Origin of the sequence: Arcicella sp. LKC2W, from assembly GCF_034931005.1 — a bacterium.
Taxonomy (GTDB): domain Bacteria; phylum Bacteroidota; class Bacteroidia; order Cytophagales; family Spirosomataceae; genus Arcicella.
Genome location: NZ_JAYGIN010000007.1, coordinates 24,473 through 46,506, shown reverse-complemented (window position 1 = coordinate 46,506; position 22,034 = coordinate 24,473). Strand labels below are relative to the sequence as shown.

Here is a 22,034-nt window from a genome sequence, read left to right as displayed (position 1 = left end):
AGGTATAAAAAAAGGCTCAGTGCTATTTATAGTTGAATCCCCATAATTGAAAAATTAGTAGTTTTATTTTGGGAATAGTTTTAATATTATCAAGAAATGTAGTTCTTTGCAGAAGTTATTTACACTCCTAAAATTTTTATTCCGCATGAACAAAAAACTATTATTAGCTCTTATTTTATCTGCTACCTCATTTAGTATATCTGCACAAGATGATAAGGATGACAAGCCAGACGCATCAACTTTTCAATTTCTTCCTGTTTATGACCGATATTCTTCTAAAGAATGTAAGGTTAAATTGAAAGATGGCACCACTGTAACAGGTATCAATGAAGATTTAGACCGCAAAAAAGGTCAGATTTATTCTATCGAAATCAAAGATGCAACTACTGGGAAAAAAAAGGAATACGAAGCCGACCAAATTGATGAAATGTACCTGATGCCTTCGGGTTTGAACAAATTAACAACAAAAAGTGCCGCAATTTCTGATTTGAAATCTTATACTAACAAAAACTTAGATAAGATTTTAGCACAAGGCTATGTTTTTTTGAAAAACCAAGCTGTTTCTTTAAAGAATAAAAAGAAAGAGAAAGAGTATTTAATGCAGTTGGTCAATCCAGAATTTTGTAGCGTTATCCAAGTTTTTGGGGACAATATGGCAAAAGAAACAGCATCTGTTGGATTTGGTCCTTTAAAAATGGCGGGCGGTATCGATAAATCTTTTTATGTAAAGAAAGGAGATGAAATATTTTGGCTAAAAAAGTCAGATTTTGATGAAGGATACGACAAATTGTTCGCCGATAGCCCTGAGTTTGTGGCAAAATACCCTAAAAAAGATGCAGTTTGGAGAAAACTAAATCTCTACGTTTATGAATATACCAAGTTTATGAGCAAAGAGTAAATATAAAAACCAGCAATATTTATCGCAAGAAAGCCGAATCGAAAGATTCGGCTTTCTTTTTGTGTTCTTGAAAAGCAAGTTAGTAACTTTGTAAGTCGCTAATGGCTACGAGTCGCTGAGAATTAAGCAAATTTGACTTAATAAACTAATTAACAGTAACTCATAACTAATAACCAATAAAGATTACAAAAAAATGGCAGAGCAAAAACAACAAGATACCGCTTCAACGTTAAAAGACATTATTTCGCACGCCAAAGAATATGGCTTTGTGTTCCCTTCTTCTGAAATTTATGATGGTCTTCAAGCCGTTTATGACTACGGTCAGAATGGTGTTGAACTAAAAAATAATTTAAAAGCACTTTGGTGGAAAGCCATGACAATGCTTAACGACAATGTGGTTGGTATTGATGCGTCCATCTTTATGCACCCGCTTACATGGAAAGCCTCTGGTCACGTGGATTCGTTCAATGACCCGATGATTGACAATAAGGATTCTAAAAAACGTTACCGTGCCGACCAATTATTGGAAGCAAAAGCTGAACAATACGAAGCCGAAGGAACTCCAGAAAAAGGAAAAGCATTATTGGAAGCAATGGCGGCTGCCATGACTGCCGATGATATGTCGGGTTTACGCCAAATTATTTTGGATGAAGGCATCAAATGTCCAATTTCAAATACTGCCAACTGGACAGAAGTTCGTCAGTTTAACTTGATGTTCTCAACGCAAGTTGGAGCAGTTTCAGAAGATGCTTCTTTAATTTATCTTCGTCCAGAAACGGCACAAGGTATTTTTGTTAACTTCTTGAACGTTCAGAAATCTGGACGCATGAAAGTGCCTTTCGGTATTGCTCAAATTGGTAAAGCATTCCGTAACGAAATTGTAGCTCGTAACTTCATTTTCCGTATGCGTGAATTTGAACAAATGGAAATGCAATTTTTTGTTCGCCCTGGCACTGAAATGGAATGGTATAACAAATGGAAAGAAACTCGTTTGAAATTCCACCAAGCCATTGGTTTACCTGCTGAAAATCTAAAATTCCACGACCACGAAAAATTGGCTCACTACGCCAATGCTGCCGTGGATATTGAGTATAAATTTCCTTTCGGATTTAAAGAAATGGAAGGAATTCACTCACGTACTGCTTTTGACTTGACGGCTCACCAGACTTTGTCTAAGAAGAAACAACAATATTTTGATGCGGATTTAGACGAAAACGGAAAACCTTACGGAAATTATATTCCTTACGTGGTAGAAACGTCGGTGGGTGCTGACCGTCTTTTCTTGGCTATTTTGTGTAATGCTTATACCGAAGAAACAACAGGCGAAGCGGATGGCCACCCCGGCGAAACAGGAAAGAAAAGAACCTATTTGAAATTCCATCCAACGGTTGCTCCAATTAAAGCTGCCGTGTTGCCTTTAGTGAAAAAAGATGGTTTGGCAGAAAAAGCACAAGATATTTATCATGCTTTAAAACGCTCATTTAATGTAACTTACGATGATGGCGGAGCAATTGGAAAACGTTATACTCGTCAAGATTTGATTGGAACACCTTACTGTATTGCGGTAGATTACCAAACAATGGAAGACGAAACCGTAACTATCCGTCACCGTGACTCAATGGAACAAGAGCGTGTGAAAATCTCAGAACTCCGTGAAAAAATTGGTTATGCCGTGAGTATGGAGCGGGTTTTTGAGTTGTTGTAGAAATGTATTTTATTTTTTGAGGAAGGCTTCGTATTTATGCGAAGCCTTTTCTATTTTTATGATTCTTTACACTTTTAAAAATATCTAACTATGCCCCAAATAAATAACCCACATGATAAGTTCTTCAAACAAACATTTTCAAGATTAGATGTTACTCAGAGTTTTATTGATGAAGTTTTTCCTTTAGATATTCGAGACAAAATCAATCTCAATTCCTTAAAATTATCCAATGGTTCTTTTGTAGATGCTGATTTGTCAGAACATTTGACAGACTTGATTTATGAAGCAGAATATGCAGGTCAACAAGCCACTATCACACTTTTATTTGAGCATAAATCATATCAAGAGGATTTTCCAGAATGGCAATTACTTCGCTACATGACTAATATTTGGAAGGAGGAACAAAAGCAGAAAAAGAAATCTAAAATCGTTATTCCTATCATTATTCATCACGGAAAGACGGCTTGGAAAAAGGTTTCGATGAAAAACTATTTTGGAAATCCTTCGGCAGATTTACGTAGATTTTTGCCTGAATTTGATTATTTACTATTTTCTCTCAATGATTTTGAAGATTATCAAATTGCCAATTTTAAAAATATATTCCTCAGTACATCAGCCATGTTATTGAAACATAGTCGGGATAAGAAAGAGGAATTCTTACGATTAGAGTCATTTCTGATAGAAAAACTCAAAGCCTTAGACCTCGCCCATGAGAAAGAATTTATTACAACAATTGTCTATTATCTAAACTCAACCACCAACTTGACAAGCAATGAGTTAATCATTATCTTTACCAAAGTTTCAACAACAGTAAATAATATCGCCATGACAGCCGTAGAAGAAATAACAGAAAATCTAACTTTTACTTATGTAAAAGGAGCAATTCAAAATGGAGCAACCATAGAATTTATTTCAAAAGCCTTTGGTTTGTCAATCAAAAAAGTAGAAGAGATTATTCAAAAAATAAAATCAACTTCTAATTAATTTTTATGACAGCCTTTGAAGAAATAACAGAAAATCTAACTGTTAAATTTGTTATAGGTTTGCATGAAAAAGGATGTGAAGTAGATTTTATTGCTGATGCTCTTAAACTTCCCATAAAAAAGTAGAAGAGATTATTCAAAAAATAAAATTAGCCTCCAACTGATTTCAATAAAACGCATTTTCACAAAAGCCCACGAATAATCAGTGGGCTTTTGTATTTTTGTACCTCAAACAAGATATTCCATGAAAGAAATAAAAAACGAATCTGATTACGAAAAAGCTTCTGACCGTGCAGATGCTATTTTCAACGCAAAAAAGGGAACGCCCGAATACGCTGAACTCCAAGATTTATTGAAGGCTCTGAAACAATATGAAGATGACTTTGTTAAAATGTTAAAAGGGATTTAGATGATATTTGTTAGGTTTTGAGAATAAAGAATGTACTAAATTGCGAACAAATTCTGAACCTAAATTCATCCTTCGTAAACCCTAAAATAAAATGACAAAAACAGAATTAGCCGCTCTTAGAGAAAATTATACAAAAGGTAGTTTAGATGTAAAAGATGTTGCATCAACTCCTATCGAACAATTTCAAGCATGGTTTGACGAAGCCGTAGCCAGCCAATTACTTGAGCCTAACGCTTTTTTACTTTCAACAGTATCCAATGAAAACAAACCTTCAACTCGGGTACTTTTATTGAAAGGTCTGGACAATGGCTTTACTTTTTATACTAATTATTTAAGCCGTAAAGGAACAGAATTAGCAGAAAATCCGAATGCTTGTATCACCTTTTTTTGGGTTGAGTTGGAGCGTCAAGTAAGAATTGAAGGTGTGATAGAAAAGGTTTCGGATGAAAATTCAGACGCTTATTTTCATAGCCGTCCAAGAGGAAGTCAGATTGGTGCTTGGGTTTCTAACCAAAGTATGGTTATTGAAAATCGTGAGGTTTTAGAAGAAAGAGAAAAACATTTAATCGAAAAATTTGGTGATGCTCCTATTCCACGCCCTCCGCATTGGGGTGGTTATAGACTTATTCCAAATTATATTGAATTTTGGCAAGGTCGCCCATCTCGTCTCCACGACCGTATTGCTTATACTTTATTGGAAAACGGCGAATGGAAAATAGATAGACTTTCACCGTAGTGAACTATGATTGCTTGGATTGAAAGATTTTTAGATTTTACTTGGTCATAAAATATTTATAGCACAACGCAGACAGGGTCGGAACCCTGTCTGCGTTAAATCAAGTAATTTCATAAAGTGTCAAAAATCTTCTTCGTAAAATCATAGTTTTAAATCCTAAAATTTTAGGATTATAAAAATCATAGTTCAGACAAATACTTACATCAAACTCCCCAAATCCTTCACTCCCAACTTCTTGTAGCTTGTAAAACCTTCACCAAATTCTACACCAATAGCGTGTCCCATTTCACGATTACGAGCTTCCACAAATTTCAAGAAAGCAGGTGAAGAAAGATATGATTCGGGGTCGGCAGAAGTTGGGTCGTAAAATTGACTTCTGAATGCTCTGATTGATGCTTCTTTTTTATCCCAAAAATTAGAAATATCCACCACAAAATCAGGAGAAATAAATCGGTCTTGAATATAGTGATACACATTTTTAGGTCGCCATTCCTTTTGTTGTGTTCCGTCATCTTCAAAAGTTTCAATCATTCTCAAGCCCGATTTAAAACAAGCATCTACCGCTAATTCACAGCCTTTTATGTGGTCAGGATGGCGGTCGAAAGGGGCATTTGCTAAAACAATTTCAGGTTGATAACGTCTAATTACACGTATCAATTTCATCAAATGTTCTTCATCATTCACGAAAAAGCCATCTCTAAAACCTAAGTTTTCACGAGCGTGAACACCCAAAATTTTGGTAGCTTCGGCAGATTCCGCCAACCGTATTTCTGGCGTTCCTCTTGTGCCTAATTCCCCACGTGTAAAATCTATAATTCCAACTTTTTTTCCCTGTGCAATGTGTGAACAAATTGTTCCTGAACAACCTAATTCTGCATCGTCAGGGTGTGCTGCCATCACGAGTATATCTAATTTCATGTGCTTATTTTATATTTAATTCAACATTGACAACCAATATCAATGAAACTCTTTTATATTAAAATTGATTGTGTTATTACCTCTCTTTTGACTCGGTTTCTAAGTATTATCCAAAAACGAAAGTAAATAAGTCTTTTGATATTTTTATAATTTTCAAACAAAAGATTGTTTGAGTGAACTAATATTTAAAGTAATTGTTAGATATAATGTAGATACATTTAATGTCTAAACATCAATAAAATATGAGTTTTATAGAACAATTGAACTGGCGTTATGCCACAAAGAGAATGGTTGCAGACAAAGCCGTTCCACAAGAAAAAGTTAATGCCATAATAGAGGCGACTCGCCTTTCCGCTTCGTCATACGGCTTACAACCATATAATTTGTTAGTAATTCAGGATAAAGAATTATTACAAAAAATCCAAGCAATTGCCTACAATCAGCCACAAATTGGAGAAACAAGCACTTTGTTAGTATTTGCGGCTTGGGATAAGCCTACACAAGAACGCATTGACACTTTTTTCAACTTCATTGCTTCAGAAAGAGGTATTCCTGTTGAAGCGTTAGCAGGTTACAAAAGTATGGTTGAAGGAAAGATAGGTAGTTTGGATGAAGTAAGTGCATTTAATTGGATGGCTCATCAAACGTATCTTGCCTTAGGAACTGCTTTGGCAGCAGCAGCTATCGAGCAAGTAGATGCAACGCCAATGGAAGGTTTTAACCCTGCAGCATTAGATGAATTATTAGGTTTATCTGAAAAAGGATTGAAAAGTGTTGTTATTTTACCTTTAGGCTACCGTGACGAAGCTAATGACCCATTAGCAAATGCTAAAAAAGTAAGAAAATCAACTGAAGATTTTGTTGTTTCTTTATAAGAAATTACCTCCAAACAATTAGTTCTTGTTAATAATTAGCGGCAAAAATACTATTTTGTTTATAAACAAAAAGCGAGCTTTATCATCTAAAGCTCGCTTTTTTTATAGGATAGAATATTTCAAGACTTCAATACTAATTTCCAATAACTATTAACCAGTTACCCAATCCTATTGAATTCTCAAACGTCTTCCTGCTCTCAAATTTGAAGACAATCTCATTCCATTCATTCTCGCTAATTTCTCCACTGAAATACCAGCACGGTTAGCAATTGAATAAAGTGTATCTCCATAATGAGCAGTTGTCCAAGCAGTTCTACGAGTCATTACTTTTTTATCGGCATCACCATATTCATTTTCAAGTGCCAAACCGTAAGTATCAAAAACTCTTGCTGAAATTAATACATGGTCAGAAACTGGCTCAGAACCTGCTCCTGTAAAATTAAAAACATAAGTTGGATTAAATGGGTTTCCTTCATATCGAGTCTCAAAGTGTAGGTGAGAGCCTGTACTTCTCCCTGTACTTCCACCTAAGCCAATTTGGTCACCTGCTTTTACATAAGTACCCGATTCATGATTCTTTGAAGAAAGGTGACCATAAAGTGTTTCGATACCATTGTAGTGACGAACCACCATAAAATTGCCATATCCTCTTCCATCATATCCCGACACCCGAACGATGCCATCAAATACAGAATAAACAGGGTCGCCAGTTTCTAAATCTAAATCTACCCCTGCGTGTCTTCTTCCCCAACGTGGACCAAATGATGATGTCATTTTAGGAGCGTTATTAGGTACCGACCAAAAACGCCCTTGTTCTTTGTTGTATAATTCTACATCAACAACGTCGTCAAAATCTTTCGGTTCAATACCATAAGGGTCAATATTAGAAGCATCCCAAACAGAATAATAGGTGGCAACAGATACAAAATCATCACTACCTTCTGGAAGCATTTCATCTTCAATTTCAATAATTAAAGGCTCTCTTTCATCCACAGAGGTTGTATCAAATGCACTTACAGAAGAATTTAAGGGCTTTGCGGGTTCGTATTTGTTGGATGCTGTAATGGCAGATGGAGCTTCCAAAACTGGCTCAACCGAGTAGTCATTTCTGAATTGAAGTTTTGGCAACTCATCCAGAATATCATCTTGCTTTTTCTCTTTTTCTTTATACAAACCTGTGTTATTCTTGACATTAATCTTAGGATTTTTCTTGAAATTCCCAGATTCTTGTGCAGAGACTGTAAATGAGCCAACACAAAGTAGAAAAAATAGTATGTTTTTAATCTTCATCATAAGTATTTTAGATGTTAGAGCATAGAGTTGAGAGAACATATTAGGTATTATTTGATATGACAATTTCCTCCATAATCTATTCTCTAAACTCTATTCTCTAAATAACTAATCTTCTTGTTCAGTCAACCATCTTTCTGCATCTAAAGCTGCCATACAACCTGAGCCAGCAGCAGTAACAGCTTGACGATAAATATTATCTTGGGCATCGCCTGAAGCAAAAACGCCTTCGATATTGGTACGACTTGAACCTTTTTCTGTAATTAAATAACCTGCTTCGTCCATATCTAAAAATCCTTTAAATATATCTGTATTAGGTTTATGACCAATGGCAACGAAGAAACCAGTTACTGCAATCGTTTTTTCTTCACCTGTTTTAACATTCTTAATTTTTGCAGAAGTTACGCCTGCGTCATCACCCAAAATTTCTTGTGTCTCAGAATTCCAATGCACTTCAATTTTAGGATTTGAAGTAACTCTTTTTTGCATAATTTGCGAAGCACGCAACTCGTCACGACGAACAATCATGTGTACTTTTGAGCAGAGATTTGCCAAATAAGTTGCTTCTTCGGCAGCGGTATCTCCACCACCTACAATTGCTACTTCTTGATTACGGAAAAAGAAACCATCACAAACGGCACAAGCTGAAACACCACGTCCGTTAAATTTCTCTTCTGAAGGTAACCCTAACCATTTTGCCGAAGCTCCCGTTGCAATTATAACGGCCTCCGCATGGATTTCGTGTGTATCGTCAATAAAAACTTTCTTCGGACTTGTCGAAAAATCAACTTTTGTTGCTAATCCGTAACGAACATCTGTTCCAAATCTACGAGCCTGTTTTTCAAGGTCTTGCATCATTTCTGGTCCTTGAACTCCGTCTGGATAACCAGGGAAATTTTCAACATCATTCGTAATTGTCAACTGCCCACCTGGTTGTGGACCTTGATACATTATTGGGTTTAATCCTGCCCTTGAGGCGTAGATTGCTGCGGTATAACCTGCCGGTCCTGAGCCTATAATTAGGCATTTGGTATGCTCTGCCATTCTAAGTTTTGTACTTTATTTGTGTTTGTTATCATATTCGAATTTTGAAATTCGAGCTATTTTTTTAACAAAAAAATTAATACAAAAATTGCACATTTATTTAGATTACACAAGGAAATATTAAGTAAGAAAGGACGGAAAAAGGTTTACTGTATTGAAAATCAGCAGAATAACACTTTTTTATTGTTTGGCGGGATAAAAGGAATTCTTTAAAAAAATTGCGTAATCAAAAATAATAGTAAAAGATGGCTAAGACAAACTATTTTTTCATTTTTTTAATAGTTATTTTGCCATAAAAAATTGTATTATCTTGCGAAATAATGTTTGATTCAATCTTTGATACTGACCAAAAAATTCTTACTCACCTTGCAAAAGGAGATGTGCGTGCTTTTGATTTTTTATACCAAAAATACTTTTCCAAACTTTATGGAGCAGTATATAAACGCCTTCAAAACCGAGAATTGACAGAAGAGATTGTTCAAGAATTATTTATTTCCTTGTGGGAAAGACGAGCAGTTTTGTCTATTTCTACTACCATTGAGGCTTATCTTTTTTCATCAGTAAAATACCTTGTTATAGCTCAATACAAGAAAAATAATCTTTTTGAGCAGTATTCTTTAAACCTTGAAACGGAAAATAAAGATGAAAACTTTACAGAGCAAGCCGTCAGCTTTGATGAATTGAATGAAGCTTATCAAAAAGCATTATTAATATTGCCAGAACGTTGTCGAGAAGTATTTTTATTGAAACGCAATGGGCTATCTCAACGTGAAATCTCAGAACAATTAGATATATCTGAAAAAACAGTTGAAAATCAGATGACAAAAGCCCTAAAAATGCTCCGTGAGGCTTTGAAAGATTATACTCTACTCTTGGTTTTGCTAAATACTTCTTGTAATTGGGCGAGTATTCTTTTACAATTTCAAGAATTTATTGTAATATAGCATCAAAATAACTTCTTTAAAACTTCCCATGAATTTTTCCACGTTTTCAGACGAGACTTTGATAACGCTTATCGCCATAGATGATGAGGTTGCTTTTCGTGAAATTTATGACCGTTATTGGAAGAAATTATTTTCATTTGCGACCTTCAAAACGGGGTCACGAGATGCTTCCGAAGAGATTGTTCAGGAGTTGTTCACTAAACTTTGGGAAAGACGCAAAGGGTTAGAAATTGCCCATTTGGAAAGTTATTTATTTACTGCTCTTAAATATCAAATCATTAGTCATCTTCGCCAAGTAATTGCTCAAAGAAATTCTTTGGAAATTTCATATCACGAAGTGTCCTTTCAATCAGAAGATTTTTTAACTGCTGAAGCCATTCAAGTAGCTATTGAAAAAGCCATTTATCAATTACCTGATAAAACACAGGCTGTTTTTAAAATGAGCAGATTTGATGAGAAGTCACATAAGGAAATCGCTCTTGCCTTAGATTTATCTGAAAAATCGGTAGAATATCACATCACTCAAGCACTAAAATTTCTCCGAGTTTATCTTAAAGATTATCTCACCATCCTATTATTTTGTCTAACCTTCAGTTAAGTAATTGTTCTTTATAGGCTCATCATTTTCACATTCCTCCATATATTCTCTTATTTTCATGATGTCATTTTTCAAGAATATTCCTCTTGAAACGGGCATTTTATTGTACTTTTTGAATATTTTTTATTTTCTTTTAGGGGTAAATCCTTATTCTACGACTTTCAAGATATAAATCAATAAATCTATGAGCAAACAATCATTTGAGTATTTATTAGAAAAATATCTGGCTGGTAAATGTAACACCGAAGAAAAAAAGGTGGTGGAACAATGGTTTGAATTGGTTGGCAATGATTCAAAAATACCTACATCTGAACCTGAGTGGAATCATGTAAAGGATAAAATGTGGCGTAAAATTCATAGAGGAGCAACACCAACAAAGCCTGTATCTATTTGGAATAAACAAAAGGTTAGATTGGCAATTGCAGCCAGTATAACTATTTTATTAGGGCTTGGCATCTACTATAATTATGTTTTAAATACTCAAAATCATCTTATCACGAGTGAATATGCGGGTGTCATCACGCAAGAAAATGCTACTGATAAAATTATTGCTCTCAAGTTGGAAGACGGTAGTGTTATCAAACTTCATCCGAAGGCGACGTTATCTTATCCAAAACATTTTTTGGTTGATAAACGAGAAGTGACATTGAAAGGAAATGCGTTTTTTGATATAAAACGAAATCCCAATAAACCTTTTATGGTGCTTTGTGGGGAAACTATCACAAAAGTTTTGGGAACAAGTTTTTTGATAAAATCTGATTTGAGTTCAAAAATTCAAGTAGAAGTAAAAACAGGAAAAGTGTCTGTTTATGAAAAAGGAGCAGCCAATCCGAAAGAGAATGGAGTGGTATTAACGCCAAACGAAAAAGTGGTTTATTTTGATGAAGACAATCATTTTGTAACAGGATTAGTAGCCACACCAGAAGTTTTGGTAACGGTAAAGGATAAAATCAATTTTGATTTCAGAAATGCAAAATTAGCAGAAGTTCTACAAAAATTTAGAGATGCTTATGGGATTGAAATTTTCTTGGAGGATGAAAAAATTGCCAACTGTACCTTTACAGGCGACCTAAACACCATGCCAATTTACAATCAATTAGATTTTCTGTGCCAGTCACTCAATGCCAATTATCAAATAAAAGGGACTGACATTATTGTTTCGGGCAGAGGCTGTTTTTAGCAAAACCATCACCAATTAAGATGTTACCAGCGTCTTATTTTGGGAGATTTATTACCATTTCGTATTCATAAAAAGACCGACAATGTTACCAGCATTATCGGTCGAAAGTATCCTTCAATCATCTCTTGGAAAAGTCATTGAAGGGTAAATTTTGTCACATTCAAACAACAAAATCATTAGTAAAAGTATGAAAAAACAACTCACTAATCAAACGATTCTCTTTAAAATCATGAGATTTTCAGTGGTACAATGCCTTTGGCTGGCTATTTTTATTAGCAACGCATTCGCCCACGATGGCAAAAGCCAGAATTATTTAGACAAAACGATTTCATTTTCTTTACAGAATACCGAAATTCAAACAGCACTAAGCCAAATTGAAAAATTGGCAGAAGTAAAATTCATTTACAGCCCAAGCATGATAAATGCCGAGCGAAAAATTAGTTTAAAAGTTCAAAGTCAAAAATTATCTGAGGTTTTATCAAGACTTTTTAGTCCACTTTCGATTAACTTCAAAAACTTTGGGAATCAAATAATATTGAGTACAAATGAAAAAGTGGGTATCACAATTATACCTACGCCCCCAAGTCCTCCAGTGGCAGAGCCTATCAATGGTAAGGTGAATGATGCCAAAGGTCAGGCACTGCCAGGAGTTAGCATTGCTGTAAAAGGGACAAAACGTGGCACCACTTCTGACACAAACGGAGACTTTAAAATTAGTGCGGATAAAGGAGAAACCTTAGTTTTTTCATTTATTGGTTTTAAAACTACCGAAGTAATCATTGGCGAAACTAATACAATCAGCCTTGTATTGGCTGAAGAAAACTCACAATTAAATGAGGTTGTAGTAGTGGGTTCTCGTTTTGCCAAAGCACGTACCGATGTTGACCGTCCTGTGGCTGTTGATGTTATTTCGGCAAAAGATATTCAAACTTCTGGACAAGTAGATTTAGGACAGTCCATTACCTACACTGCTCCTTCTTTTAATGCCGTAAAATTTGGAATTAATGACTCCGCTCCTTTCGTTGACCCTGCTACATTAAGAGGTTTAGGCCCAGACCAAGTGTTGGTTTTGGTGAATAATAAGCGTCGTCATAAAGTATCATTTTTAAGCATCAATGATGGTGTAGGAAAAGGACAAGTAGGAACAGACATCAATGTTGTACCTTCATTATCCTTGAAAAGAATTGAAGTATTGCGTGATGGGGCTGCGGCACAATATGGTTCTGATGCCATCGGTGGGGTTATCAACATGGAATTAAATAATGCTTCGTCGGGTGGGGCAGTAACGGTTTATACAGGTATGGGTTACTCAAAACCAGACTTAGATATTAAAGGTATTATTCCTCCAAAACTTACTACTGATGGAAAAACGTACAATTTGGCAGCCAATTTTGGTTTGAAATTAGGAAAAAAAGGTTTCATCAATACTACCTTAACTTACAATCATACAGATGGTTACGACCGTTCTGGGCCTTACAAAGCCGCCGCAGGTTTTTACGTCAGAGATGCCGTAGCTGATGCTGCTTTAGTTGCTAAAAATGGAATTGACTTAGACCGTGCGGTGTTGGGTTCTGCTGAAAACACAACTTATGGCATATTTATCAATGCAGGTTTGCCTTTGAATGTTAATTGGGATTTATATTCTTTTGGAGGTTTTACCAATAAACACGTTGTAACAGGTGTATTTACAAGACCTCCATCAAACACTAAAAGAAATGCACTCAAACAATTTCCGAACGGTTATAACCCAATTGCACCTGCTGATTTAAACGATTATTCTATCACGGCAGGCTTAAAAGGCAAACTTGGTGCTGATTGGAATCTTGATTTTAGTATTGGACAAGGAGCAAACAAGGTAGATTTCTATGCAGAAAACACTGTAAATCCAAGTTTGGGAGATGCTTCTCCAACATCTTTTTATATAGGACAAACCTCTGTTTCTCAAACATTAGTTAATGCAGATATTGCGAAGACTTTCAATAAAAACGCTTATCCTAATTTAAGCATTGGAGCTGGTACAGAATTTCGTTATGAAACTTTTGCACAAGTTGCAGGTGATGAAGCCGCTTGGAAAGCAGGGCCATTATTCAAAACCAAAGACGTTGGTTCAAGTGGAAGAGAAGGTTTTAGTCCTGCCACAGCAGGAAATTGGAACAGAACAAATGTTGGTTTGTATGTAGAAGCAGAAAGTGATATTACTAAAAGTTTCTTGGTTGGTGCGGCTATTCGTGGCGAAAATTATAGTGATTTTGGGTCTGATTTTTCTTATAAATTAAATTCAAGATTGAGAATTGCCGAGCCTTTTGCCATTCGTGCTTCAATTAGTAGAGGTTTTAGAGCTCCATCAATGGTACAAAGTCATTACAGTAATTATGTAAATATTTCATTCGATAATGCTGGTAATTCCATCATCAATCCAGTGATTCCTGCCACCTCAGATTTAGCGAAATTAATCGGAGTGAATGGTTTAAAGAAGGAAACTTCATTGGATTATTCAGCAGGAATTACCTCAAAAATTGGCGACCATTTTACATTAACGGCTGATATTTACCAAATTGATGTAGATAACAGAATCATGCTTTCAGGACAAATTGATGTTTCTAAAATTCCTGCCTTCGTAGCAGCGGGTTTTCCACAAAATGCCACCGTTTTTGTTAATGCAATAGACACCCGTACCAATGGTTTTGAATTTGTAGCCAATTATAACAACAAATTAGGGGAAGGTAAAATCAACTTAAATGCAGCATTTTCGTCAATGATTACTACCCTAAGAGCAAACCGTAAAACTGATACAGGCGTAGAAGTGGCTGATGCCATAGCTACTTTATTCATTACTGATGGGCTTCCAAAAGATAAATTAATTATTTCGGCTAATTACGAAATCAAGAAATTCGGCGTATTGCTTAGAACATCTCGTTTCGGAAAAGTATCTGACCCAACCTCTACTTTAGCGGTAAAACCAACTGACCCAACGGCAGTTCTTTATCAGGTATTTAGTGAGAAAACATTAATTGACCTTGCCTTCACCTACAAAGCATCCAAATCGGTAGGAATTACTTTGGGAGCTAATAATTTATTTGATATTTATCCAGATTTATTACAAGTTCCGCAAACTACTAATGAAGTAATTTTCTCTCGTAGAACTAACCAATTCGGAACACAGGGGCGTTTTTTGAATCTTGCTGTTAATTATAAATTTTAGTTTAGAACGTTGGCGAGATTCAAAACCTCGCCAACGTTAAATAAACATCAATTTAAAAATTAACCATCAGCGGTTCTTCATTAATAACCACATATAACTCCCGATTTATAACTCTCTTCCTACTAAACACTCATCATGGACTCAAAAAATATCATCATTATCGGAAGCGGTTCTGCCGCTTTGTGTGCAGGAATTGCCAGTTTAGAAAAAGGAGCTTCGGTAATTATGCTTGAAAAAGCAGATAAACAAGAATTTGGAGGTAATAGTCGCTATACCGCAGGAGCAATGCGATTTGCCTATAATTCCTTTGACGATTTAAAACCTTTACTCCTCAATCCAGACGATGAACGATTAGCTATTTCTGACTTTGGAAGTTATACCAAAGAGAAGTTTTTAGCTGACCTCAAATACTTTAATCAGGAAGTAGAAATCACCGATTTGCAACAGTATTTAGTTGATAAAAGTCTGCCTACGTTACAATGGTTGGGGTCGCATAATATCAAATTTGCTCCCATTTATTCACGTCAAACTTTCATAAAAGATGGGAAATACATCTTCTGGGGCGGTTTGTCGCTCGAAGCAGAAGGTGAAGGCGATGGTTTGGTACAAGCTGAATTAACAGAATTTTTAAGAATAGGTGGAGAAATAAAGTACAATTGTGATGTTCAAGAATTATTAACCGAAAATGGAAAAATCACAGGCGTAAATTTCTTAGAAAATGGAATAGGGAAAACCATAAATAGTGATGCCGTAATAGTAGCCTGTGGTGGTTTTGAAGCTAATAAAGAATTAAGAATAAAACACTTAGGCGAAGTTTGGGCAAAAGCCAGAGTAAGAGGAACACGCCACAATATGGGCAAAGGTTTGGAAATGGCAACTGCCGTTGGAGCAGCATTAAATGGCAATTTTGAAGGATGCCACGCCACACCGATGGACTTCAATATGCCCGAATATGGAAACCTCGACATTCCATTTATTGAAAGAAAGCATTATCGTAAAATATCGTATTTGTTTGGGGTAATGCTCAATGCAAGAGGGGAACGCTTTGTAGATGAAGGCTTAGATTTTAGAAATTATACGTATGCTCAATTTGGGGCGGCTGTACTCAAACAACCAGACAATTTAGCATGGCAAATTTTTGATGCAAAAGTGGACAAATTGCTTTATAGCGAATATAAAACCCACGATGCCAGTTTTGTGGAAGCTGATACTTTGGAAGAATTAGTCACCAAACTTCATGGTGTAAATCCTCAACAGGCATTAGCAACCTTGCAAGATTATAATGCTTCGGTGGACTCAGAAACGCCTTTTGACCCAACCATAAAAGATGGAAAAGCCACCAAAGGATTGAGCCTCAATAAAACCAATTGGGCGAATGTTTTGGATACACCGCCTTTCAAAGCCTACCCCGTTACGGGCGGAATTACCTTCACGTATGGCGGTGTAAAAGTGAATACTTCGGCGGAGGTTTTGGACGAAAAAGGCAATCATATTGCAGGGCTTTTTGCTTGTGGTGAAATGGTTGGAGGTGTATTTTTCTATGGCTATCCTGGTGGTTCTGGACTAACTTCTGGAGCAGTTTTTGGACGAAGTGCAGGATATTCAGCGGCTGAGTATTTAAGACAAATGTAGGTTTTCAATGTTGATACAAACTTGTTTTAGAATAGCAATAATTTTATAAACATCCTCATCAGATGAGTTAAAAGCATTACTTACAACATATTCGGTACCATCAAGTATCACAAAAAACCAATTTCGACCAAGTACATAACAACCATAAAGCGGAAATTTGTTTTCGTTGCGTGTTTGAGCCACTAAAAGTTCTGCCAATAATTGCCCTTTGGGGTCATTAGAGCCTCTTTTAGTTTCTTGCTTGTATTCGTGGATAAAAAAATAGGGTTCAATAGGTTTTTGTCTTCCTTTGGCAAGCATAAAATCAACTCTACCTCCAATTTCAATCCCATTAATAGTAGCAGAAAGTGGACGTTGCGAAAATGATTTGAAGGCATCAGAAGTAAAATTAGCCATTTCAATAATGCTGGCAATGGCTTGAAGTTTTAATTCATCTTCATTCCAAAATTCAACATTTCTTAAAATTCTAATTCTAATGCGTTCTATTAATTCAATTTCAAATTCAGAAAAAGTAGCAGTAGCAGAAAGCCAATCAGTAATCAGTTTATTATCCCAAACCTGATTTAAACCAAAAGTTATTTCTAAGTCTTGGGTTTCCCAATTTTCAAAGTTTCTCATATCTGTTTTTTTGTTACAAAATTACGAATTTTATCCATTCCAGATACCATAATGATAAGATGAATAACAACTTCAAAAATTACATACTTCTTTTCCTTTTATCGGTAAATCTGTTGGCTTGTAAAACAACTCAACAATTCGCTGATAATCAAAGAGCTATCAACCTTCAAAAAAGACAAATCCCTTGCACATATATGCGTGGTGGTACGTCCAAAGGTCCATTTTTTGATAAAAGAGAATTACCCTCTAATAAAAAAGAAAGAGATGCTATTATACTAAAAGTAATGGGGTCGCCCGACCATAACCAAATTGATGGTTTGGGGGCTGCCGTAACGGTTACGAGTAAAGTTGTCATGGCTGAGCCTTCCAAAAGACCTAATATCGACGTAGATTATCTTTTTGCCCAAGTTGATATTGATAATCCAATTGTGGACACCCTCCCACCCTGTGGCAATATGATGGCGGGTGTGGGTCCTTTTGCCATCGAAAAAGGTTGGGTAAAAGCTACCAAACCAGAAACGAGAGTCCGCATTTTCAACATCAATACCAATTCTGTCATTGAAGAAATCGTGCAAACACCCAATGGCGTTGTTGAGTATAATGGCAATGCTCAGATTGATGGTGTTCCAGGAACTGCCGCCCCAATCATCATGAATTTATCTGACCAAGTGGGCGGTAAAACAGGTAAACAATTACCTACGGGCAATTTAAAAGAAATTATCAATGGTATTGAGGTTTCGATACTCGATGCAGGTAGTTTGATGGTATTGATGAAAGCCAAAGACCTTGGTTTGGTAGGCAATGAAAACAAGGAATTTTTTGAAAACAACAAGGAATTAATGGCAAAGTTAGAAGCCATCCGTTTAGAAGCAGGTTTGCGGGCAGGCATGGGCCATGTCAAAGACAGTGTCTTGCCCAAAATTGGTATTTTATCCAGCCCGACCGATGCAAAACATCATATTCGTTCGCTATATTTTACGCCCAAAACACTCCATCCAAGCCATGCCGTAACGGGGGCAATTTGTGTTGGAACTGCCTTGAAACTAAAAGGAACGGTGGCTTCGGAGGTAGGGAAAGAGAATGGGCAAAACCGAGAATTTATCATCATTGAACATCCTGCGGGCATCATTGAGGTAAATATTGAAATGAAAGAAAGCCCAAAAGGATTGGTTTTGGACAAAGCAGGAACGTTGAGAACAGTCAGAAAAATAATGGAAGGATATGTATTCTACTAACAAAACGAGCGAGAATAAAACATTCTCATGGAGTCAGGGCATGACATTTATGCTCATTAGCACTTTTTGTTTTTCTATGATGCAAGCATTTATCAAAATGATGCCTCAATTCAATAGTTTTCAACATATCTTTTTTAGGTCAATTATTGGTTGGATTTTAAGTGTCTCTTATCTGAAACTTTACAATATTCCATTAATTGGCAAAAACAGTAAATTATTAATTCTGAGAGCCTTAGTGGGTTCGGTTTCAATGTTTTCATTTTTTTATATTCTTACCAAAATCCCATTTGCCTCATCGGTTGCCTTAAAATATTTATCGCCAATTTTTACAACCATTGCGGCTATTATATTTCTAAAAGAGAAAATAAAACCAATTCAATGGTTATTCTTTTTGATGTCGTTTATTGGCATTTTGGTCATGAAAGGTTTTGATACTCGCATTAGTTTTTTTGATTTGAGTATCGGTATTCTTTCGGCAGTTTTTGGCGGTTTACTTTTTATCGTTATCAAAAAAATTGGCGACGACGACCACCAATTAGTTATCCTTCATTACTTCATGTTTATCTCAGCAACGGTTAGCGGTATAATATGTCTTTTTCAGAAAGGGGATAAAGTTTGGCAGTTGCCCACACCAACCGAAAGTTTAGGGCTATTATCTATTGGTTTAGTTGGTTTTTTTGCTCAAAATTATTTTACAAAAGCGGTTCAGAGTTCAGAAAAAGCAAGTATTCTCTCCAATCTTAGATATTTAGAAGCAGCTTACGCCTTTATTATCGGTTATTTCGTATTCAATGAAACCTATAATTTACAGAGTTTCATGGGGTTATTTTTAATCTTTACGGGTTTGTTATTATCACTAAAATTTAGAACAAAAAATGTTCCTATCGACTAAGGAATGTCCACTAAAATATCTTTCTTATCATGAAAAAACGGTATCAATTATTATTAGTATTTGTCATTTTTGCCATTATCACGTACTTGGATAGAAATTCAATTTCTGTGATTGGGACGAAAATTACGGACGAATTAGAGTTAAGCGACAAACAATGGGGTTTGGTTTTAGGAGCATTTTCATTGGCTTATGGAGCTTTTGAAATTCCTACGGGGATTTTGGTGGACAAATATGGTCCCAGAGTTACACTTTTTAGAATTGTAATTTGGTGGTCAATTTTCACCATTCTTACAGGTTTTGTACAAGGATTTTATATGCTTTTAATTGTTCGTTTTCTTTTCGGAGCGGGCGAAGCAGGAGCATTTCCGACGGCATCAGTTGCTATTGCACGGTGGTTTCCAGCCATCCAAAGAGGTAGTATTCAGTCGGTTGTTTGGATGGGTAGCCGTCTTGGTGGAGCATTAGCCCCATTCTTGTCAGTTATGTTAGCAAACGCCTATGGCTGGCGAACCGTCTTTTATATTTTTGGGTCATTAGGAGCAATCTGGGCTATTTATTGGTGGTTTTGGTTTAAAGATGAGCCAAGAGATATGAAAGGAATTACCGCCGAAGAAGTGAAAGAAATTGAAGAAGGACGAAGCCTAAAAACCATTTCTCATAACTTATTACCTTGGAAAACCTTTTTGAAAAGTGCCAATCTGTGGGCATTAATGGGAATGTACCATTGCTTATTGTACGGTGCTTATTTTTATATGTCATGGATGCCCAAATATTTAGAAAAAGGACGTGGTATCGACAAATCAGATTTAAGCTGGATGGTTTCTCTTCCATTTATTTTGGGAATGGCAGGTTGTTTGGCAGGTGGTTTTGCCTCAGATTATTTATCGAAAAAGAAGGGTTTAAAATTTGGCAGACGCTATGTCGGAATGTTCGGATTGGTGATGGCAGGGATTTGTATGATTACGGGTTCATTAATTGTTGATACCAGTTGGGCAATTATTTTTCTTGCTCTTGGGCTTGCCTTCAAAGACTTTACTTTGCCAGTAGCATGGGCAGTAGCCACCGATATTGGCGGAAAAAACGCAGGAACAGTAGCAGGAACAATGGGCTTGGCAGGACAATTGGGTTCGGCAATTATGGCATCAGCTTTTGGCTTTATTCTTACCAGTACGGGCAGTTATGAAATTCCCGTTAGAATTATTGGGTGTTTGGTCATTGTGGGCGGTTTATTATGGTTCAAGATTGATGCTTCAAAACCTTTGGAAACCGAAACGGAGTAAAGTGTTTAATAAGTTATTTAAACTTCCCGAAAAACGTATTAAACACTGTATTGAGTACACTGTTTCATAAATTATTTAAACTTCCCGAAAGTGGAAAAAACTTTCGGGAAGTCCCCCAATCAAACATTTTAGGGTGAAAATTATTCAGAAAACTTATTAAACACTGTATTGAGTACACTGTTTAATTAATTTTTTGGTAGTAATTCAATCCTCTGGAAAACTTCTCGAAAGTTGAAGGAACTTTCGAGAAGTGCCAAACGCCACCTTACTTCCCGAAAGTTATTTACCCGCAATGGATATTGTTTCGAGAAGTTCCCCAAAAAACGTATTAAACACTGTATTAAGTAGCATATCTTTTATTTTGTTAGAATTTTTAAAACTTCTTTTGAGCTTCAAAAGAAGTTTTTTTATTTTTTTTTCAAAACGACGTAGGGGAAAACATCCGCTCGACTCACTTAGTCTATGAAAGCCGATAAAATGAGACTAAATCAAGAAATAATTGTAAAATATCTAAACAACGAATGTTCTGAGGGGGAGCAAATGTTGGTAGAAGCATGGTATAAATCATTTGAGAACAATCCTGATGGTATCAGTGAATTATCGGAAGATGAATATTCAGAATTGTATTATCGAGTACGCAAAAATATTAACCACCAAATTAATCCCATCAAACTCTATACGCCGCCACGTTGGGTTTGGTATGCCGCCAGTATGGCAGCTATCTTGTTGATTGTCTTTGGATTATCCTTTTATTGGAATTCAGATACAGTTAATAATTTAGCCAAAATAAAATCAGATATTCCGCTTTCAGATTGGGCTAAATATGAAAATTCGTCTGCCAAAATATTGAAAGTTTCACTTCCAGATGGCAGTAATGTTTGGCTTCATCCCAAAACGCAACTATCTTATAACCAATCAGATAGAGTGTATCGTCAAGTAAATTTGAAAGGAGAAGCTTTTTTTGATGTGAAGCGAGATGAAAACCGTCCATTTTTGATTTATTCTGGAAAAATGACTACCAAAGTTTTAGGAACAAGTTTCAATGTGAAAGCATATCCAGAAACAGAAAAATTTGAAGTTTCGGTGGTAACAGGAAAAGTTTCGGTAACGAATGAATCTGAAAAAGAGGTTTTTGTAACGCCTAAACAACAAGTCATCTTAGAAAACAAGTCTGACATACTGACTATCAACGAATTACCACAAAACAAAACATTTTATTGGGAACTCGCCTCTTTAAATTTCGATAATACTTCCATGCAGCATGTGGTGGATAATATTGAACAAAATTTCAATGTAAATATTCATCTCAATCCTGCTTTAAAAAATTGTCGTTTGTCGGGCAATTTTGACAAAGAACACCTTTCTACCATTCTCGAAATAATTTGTCGCTCTATTGATGCAGAATATGAAATCAAAGGCGATGAAGTTTATTTGAAAGGAAATGGCTGTGAACAGTAATCAAACAGTTAGCAGTTAGCAGTTAGCAGTTAGCAGTTAGCAGTTAGCAGTTAGCAGTTAGCAGTTAGCAGTTAGCAGTTAGCAGTTAGCAGTTAGCAGTTAGCAGTTAGCAGTTAGCAGTTAGCAAAAAACAATTC

Annotated in this window: 19 protein-coding genes; 15 read left to right on the top strand and 4 right to left on the bottom strand. The window is 35.9% G+C overall.

Going from position 1 to position 22,034, the window contains the following annotated elements; all coding sequences use genetic code 11:
- Positions 1 to 145: 145 nt before the first annotated feature.
- The 5 genes from VB796_RS07410 to pdxH all read left to right on the top strand — a co-directional run bounded on the left by VB796_RS07410 (position 146) and on the right by pdxH (position 4,731).
- On the top strand, positions 146 to 898 hold the full coding sequence (locus tag VB796_RS07410) for a hypothetical protein (protein ID WP_323345886.1): 753 nt from the start codon (positions 146 to 148) through the stop codon (positions 896 to 898).
- A 193-nt stretch (positions 899 to 1,091) separates the two neighbouring features.
- A complete protein-coding gene (locus VB796_RS07405) occupies positions 1,092 to 2,603 on the top strand; it encodes a glycine--tRNA ligase (protein ID WP_323345885.1) in 1,512 nt (503 codons plus the stop codon).
- A gap of 90 nt (positions 2,604 to 2,693) precedes the next feature.
- Positions 2,694 to 3,587: an Rpn family recombination-promoting nuclease/putative transposase gene (locus tag VB796_RS07400; protein ID WP_323345884.1), complete on the top strand. Its 894-nt coding sequence runs from the start codon at positions 2,694 to 2,696 to the stop codon at positions 3,585 to 3,587.
- 243 nt (positions 3,588 to 3,830) lie between these two features.
- Positions 3,831 to 3,995 carry a hypothetical protein gene (locus tag VB796_RS07395; protein ID WP_323345883.1) on the top strand — a complete coding sequence of 55 codons (165 nt, stop codon included), beginning with the start codon at positions 3,831 to 3,833 and terminating at the stop codon, positions 3,993 to 3,995.
- A gap of 91 nt (positions 3,996 to 4,086) precedes the next feature.
- A complete protein-coding gene (pdxH, locus tag VB796_RS07390; protein WP_323345882.1) occupies positions 4,087 to 4,731 on the top strand; it encodes a pyridoxamine 5'-phosphate oxidase in 645 nt (214 codons plus the stop codon).
- 198 nt (positions 4,732 to 4,929) lie between these two features.
- On the opposite strand, the gene bshB1 is transcribed toward pdxH, so the two are convergent.
- The gene (gene bshB1 / locus VB796_RS07385; RefSeq protein ID WP_323345881.1) at positions 4,930 to 5,649 is read right to left on the bottom strand and encodes a bacillithiol biosynthesis deacetylase BshB1; all 720 of its coding nucleotides are present in this window, start codon (positions 5,647 to 5,649) and stop codon (positions 4,930 to 4,932) included.
- A 242-nt stretch (positions 5,650 to 5,891) separates the two neighbouring features.
- On the opposite strand from bshB1, the gene VB796_RS07380 reads away from it, so the two are divergent.
- Positions 5,892 to 6,524, top strand: coding sequence for a nitroreductase family protein (locus VB796_RS07380; RefSeq protein ID WP_323345880.1), 633 nt, complete (start codon positions 5,892 to 5,894; stop codon positions 6,522 to 6,524).
- 168 nt (positions 6,525 to 6,692) lie between these two features.
- On the opposite strand, the gene VB796_RS07375 is transcribed toward VB796_RS07380, so the two are convergent.
- Both VB796_RS07375 and trxB read right to left on the bottom strand, forming a co-directional pair.
- Complete coding sequence (locus VB796_RS07375; RefSeq protein WP_323345879.1) at positions 6,693 to 7,817, bottom strand: peptidoglycan DD-metalloendopeptidase family protein; 1,125 nt, start codon at positions 7,815 to 7,817, stop codon at positions 6,693 to 6,695.
- Positions 7,818 to 7,922: 105 nt separating this feature from the next.
- On the bottom strand, positions 7,923 to 8,858 hold the full coding sequence (gene trxB, locus VB796_RS07370) for a thioredoxin-disulfide reductase (RefSeq protein WP_323345878.1): 936 nt from the start codon (positions 8,856 to 8,858) through the stop codon (positions 7,923 to 7,925).
- 320 nt (positions 8,859 to 9,178) lie between these two features.
- On the opposite strand from trxB, the gene VB796_RS07365 reads away from it, so the two are divergent.
- From VB796_RS07365 to tcuA, 5 genes are all read left to right on the top strand, one after another.
- Positions 9,179 to 9,802: an RNA polymerase sigma-70 factor gene (locus VB796_RS07365; protein ID WP_323345877.1), complete on the top strand. Its 624-nt coding sequence runs from the start codon at positions 9,179 to 9,181 to the stop codon at positions 9,800 to 9,802.
- A 28-nt stretch (positions 9,803 to 9,830) separates the two neighbouring features.
- Positions 9,831 to 10,400: an RNA polymerase sigma-70 factor gene (locus tag VB796_RS07360; RefSeq protein ID WP_323345876.1), complete on the top strand. Its 570-nt coding sequence runs from the start codon at positions 9,831 to 9,833 to the stop codon at positions 10,398 to 10,400.
- Between the two features lie 184 nt (positions 10,401 to 10,584).
- The gene (locus VB796_RS07355; protein WP_323345875.1) at positions 10,585 to 11,580 is read left to right on the top strand and encodes a FecR family protein; all 996 of its coding nucleotides are present in this window, start codon (positions 10,585 to 10,587) and stop codon (positions 11,578 to 11,580) included.
- 187 nt (positions 11,581 to 11,767) lie between these two features.
- Entirely contained in the window at positions 11,768 to 14,782 is a 3,015-nt protein-coding gene (locus VB796_RS07350) for a TonB-dependent receptor (protein WP_323345874.1), read from the top strand.
- Positions 14,783 to 14,917: 135 nt separating this feature from the next.
- Positions 14,918 to 16,414 (top strand): FAD-dependent tricarballylate dehydrogenase TcuA, encoded by a 1,497-nt coding sequence (tcuA, locus tag VB796_RS07345; protein ID WP_323345873.1) that lies wholly within the window; start codon positions 14,918 to 14,920, stop codon positions 16,412 to 16,414.
- Here the strand turns inward: tcuA and VB796_RS07340 are convergent.
- On the bottom strand, positions 16,400 to 17,032 hold the full coding sequence (locus VB796_RS07340) for a hypothetical protein (protein WP_323345872.1): 633 nt from the start codon (positions 17,030 to 17,032) through the stop codon (positions 16,400 to 16,402). The genes tcuA and VB796_RS07340 overlap by 15 nt on opposite strands.
- A 59-nt stretch (positions 17,033 to 17,091) precedes the next feature.
- Between VB796_RS07340 and VB796_RS07335 the strand changes: the two genes are divergently transcribed.
- From VB796_RS07335 to VB796_RS07320, 4 genes are all read left to right on the top strand, one after another.
- The gene (locus VB796_RS07335; protein WP_323345871.1) at positions 17,092 to 18,267 is read left to right on the top strand and encodes a 2-methylaconitate cis-trans isomerase PrpF family protein; all 1,176 of its coding nucleotides are present in this window, start codon (positions 17,092 to 17,094) and stop codon (positions 18,265 to 18,267) included.
- On the top strand, positions 18,254 to 19,159 hold the full coding sequence (locus VB796_RS07330) for a DMT family transporter (RefSeq protein ID WP_323345870.1): 906 nt from the start codon (positions 18,254 to 18,256) through the stop codon (positions 19,157 to 19,159). Before VB796_RS07335 ends, VB796_RS07330 begins: the two co-directional genes overlap by 14 nt.
- A gap of 29 nt (positions 19,160 to 19,188) precedes the next feature.
- Complete coding sequence (locus tag VB796_RS07325) at positions 19,189 to 20,439, top strand: MFS transporter (RefSeq protein WP_323345869.1); 1,251 nt, start codon at positions 19,189 to 19,191, stop codon at positions 20,437 to 20,439.
- Between the two features lie 462 nt (positions 20,440 to 20,901).
- Positions 20,902 to 21,897, top strand: a complete 996-nt coding sequence (locus tag VB796_RS07320; protein ID WP_323345868.1) for a FecR family protein — start codon at positions 20,902 to 20,904, stop codon at positions 21,895 to 21,897.
- Positions 21,898 to 22,034: the final 137 nt, after the last annotated feature.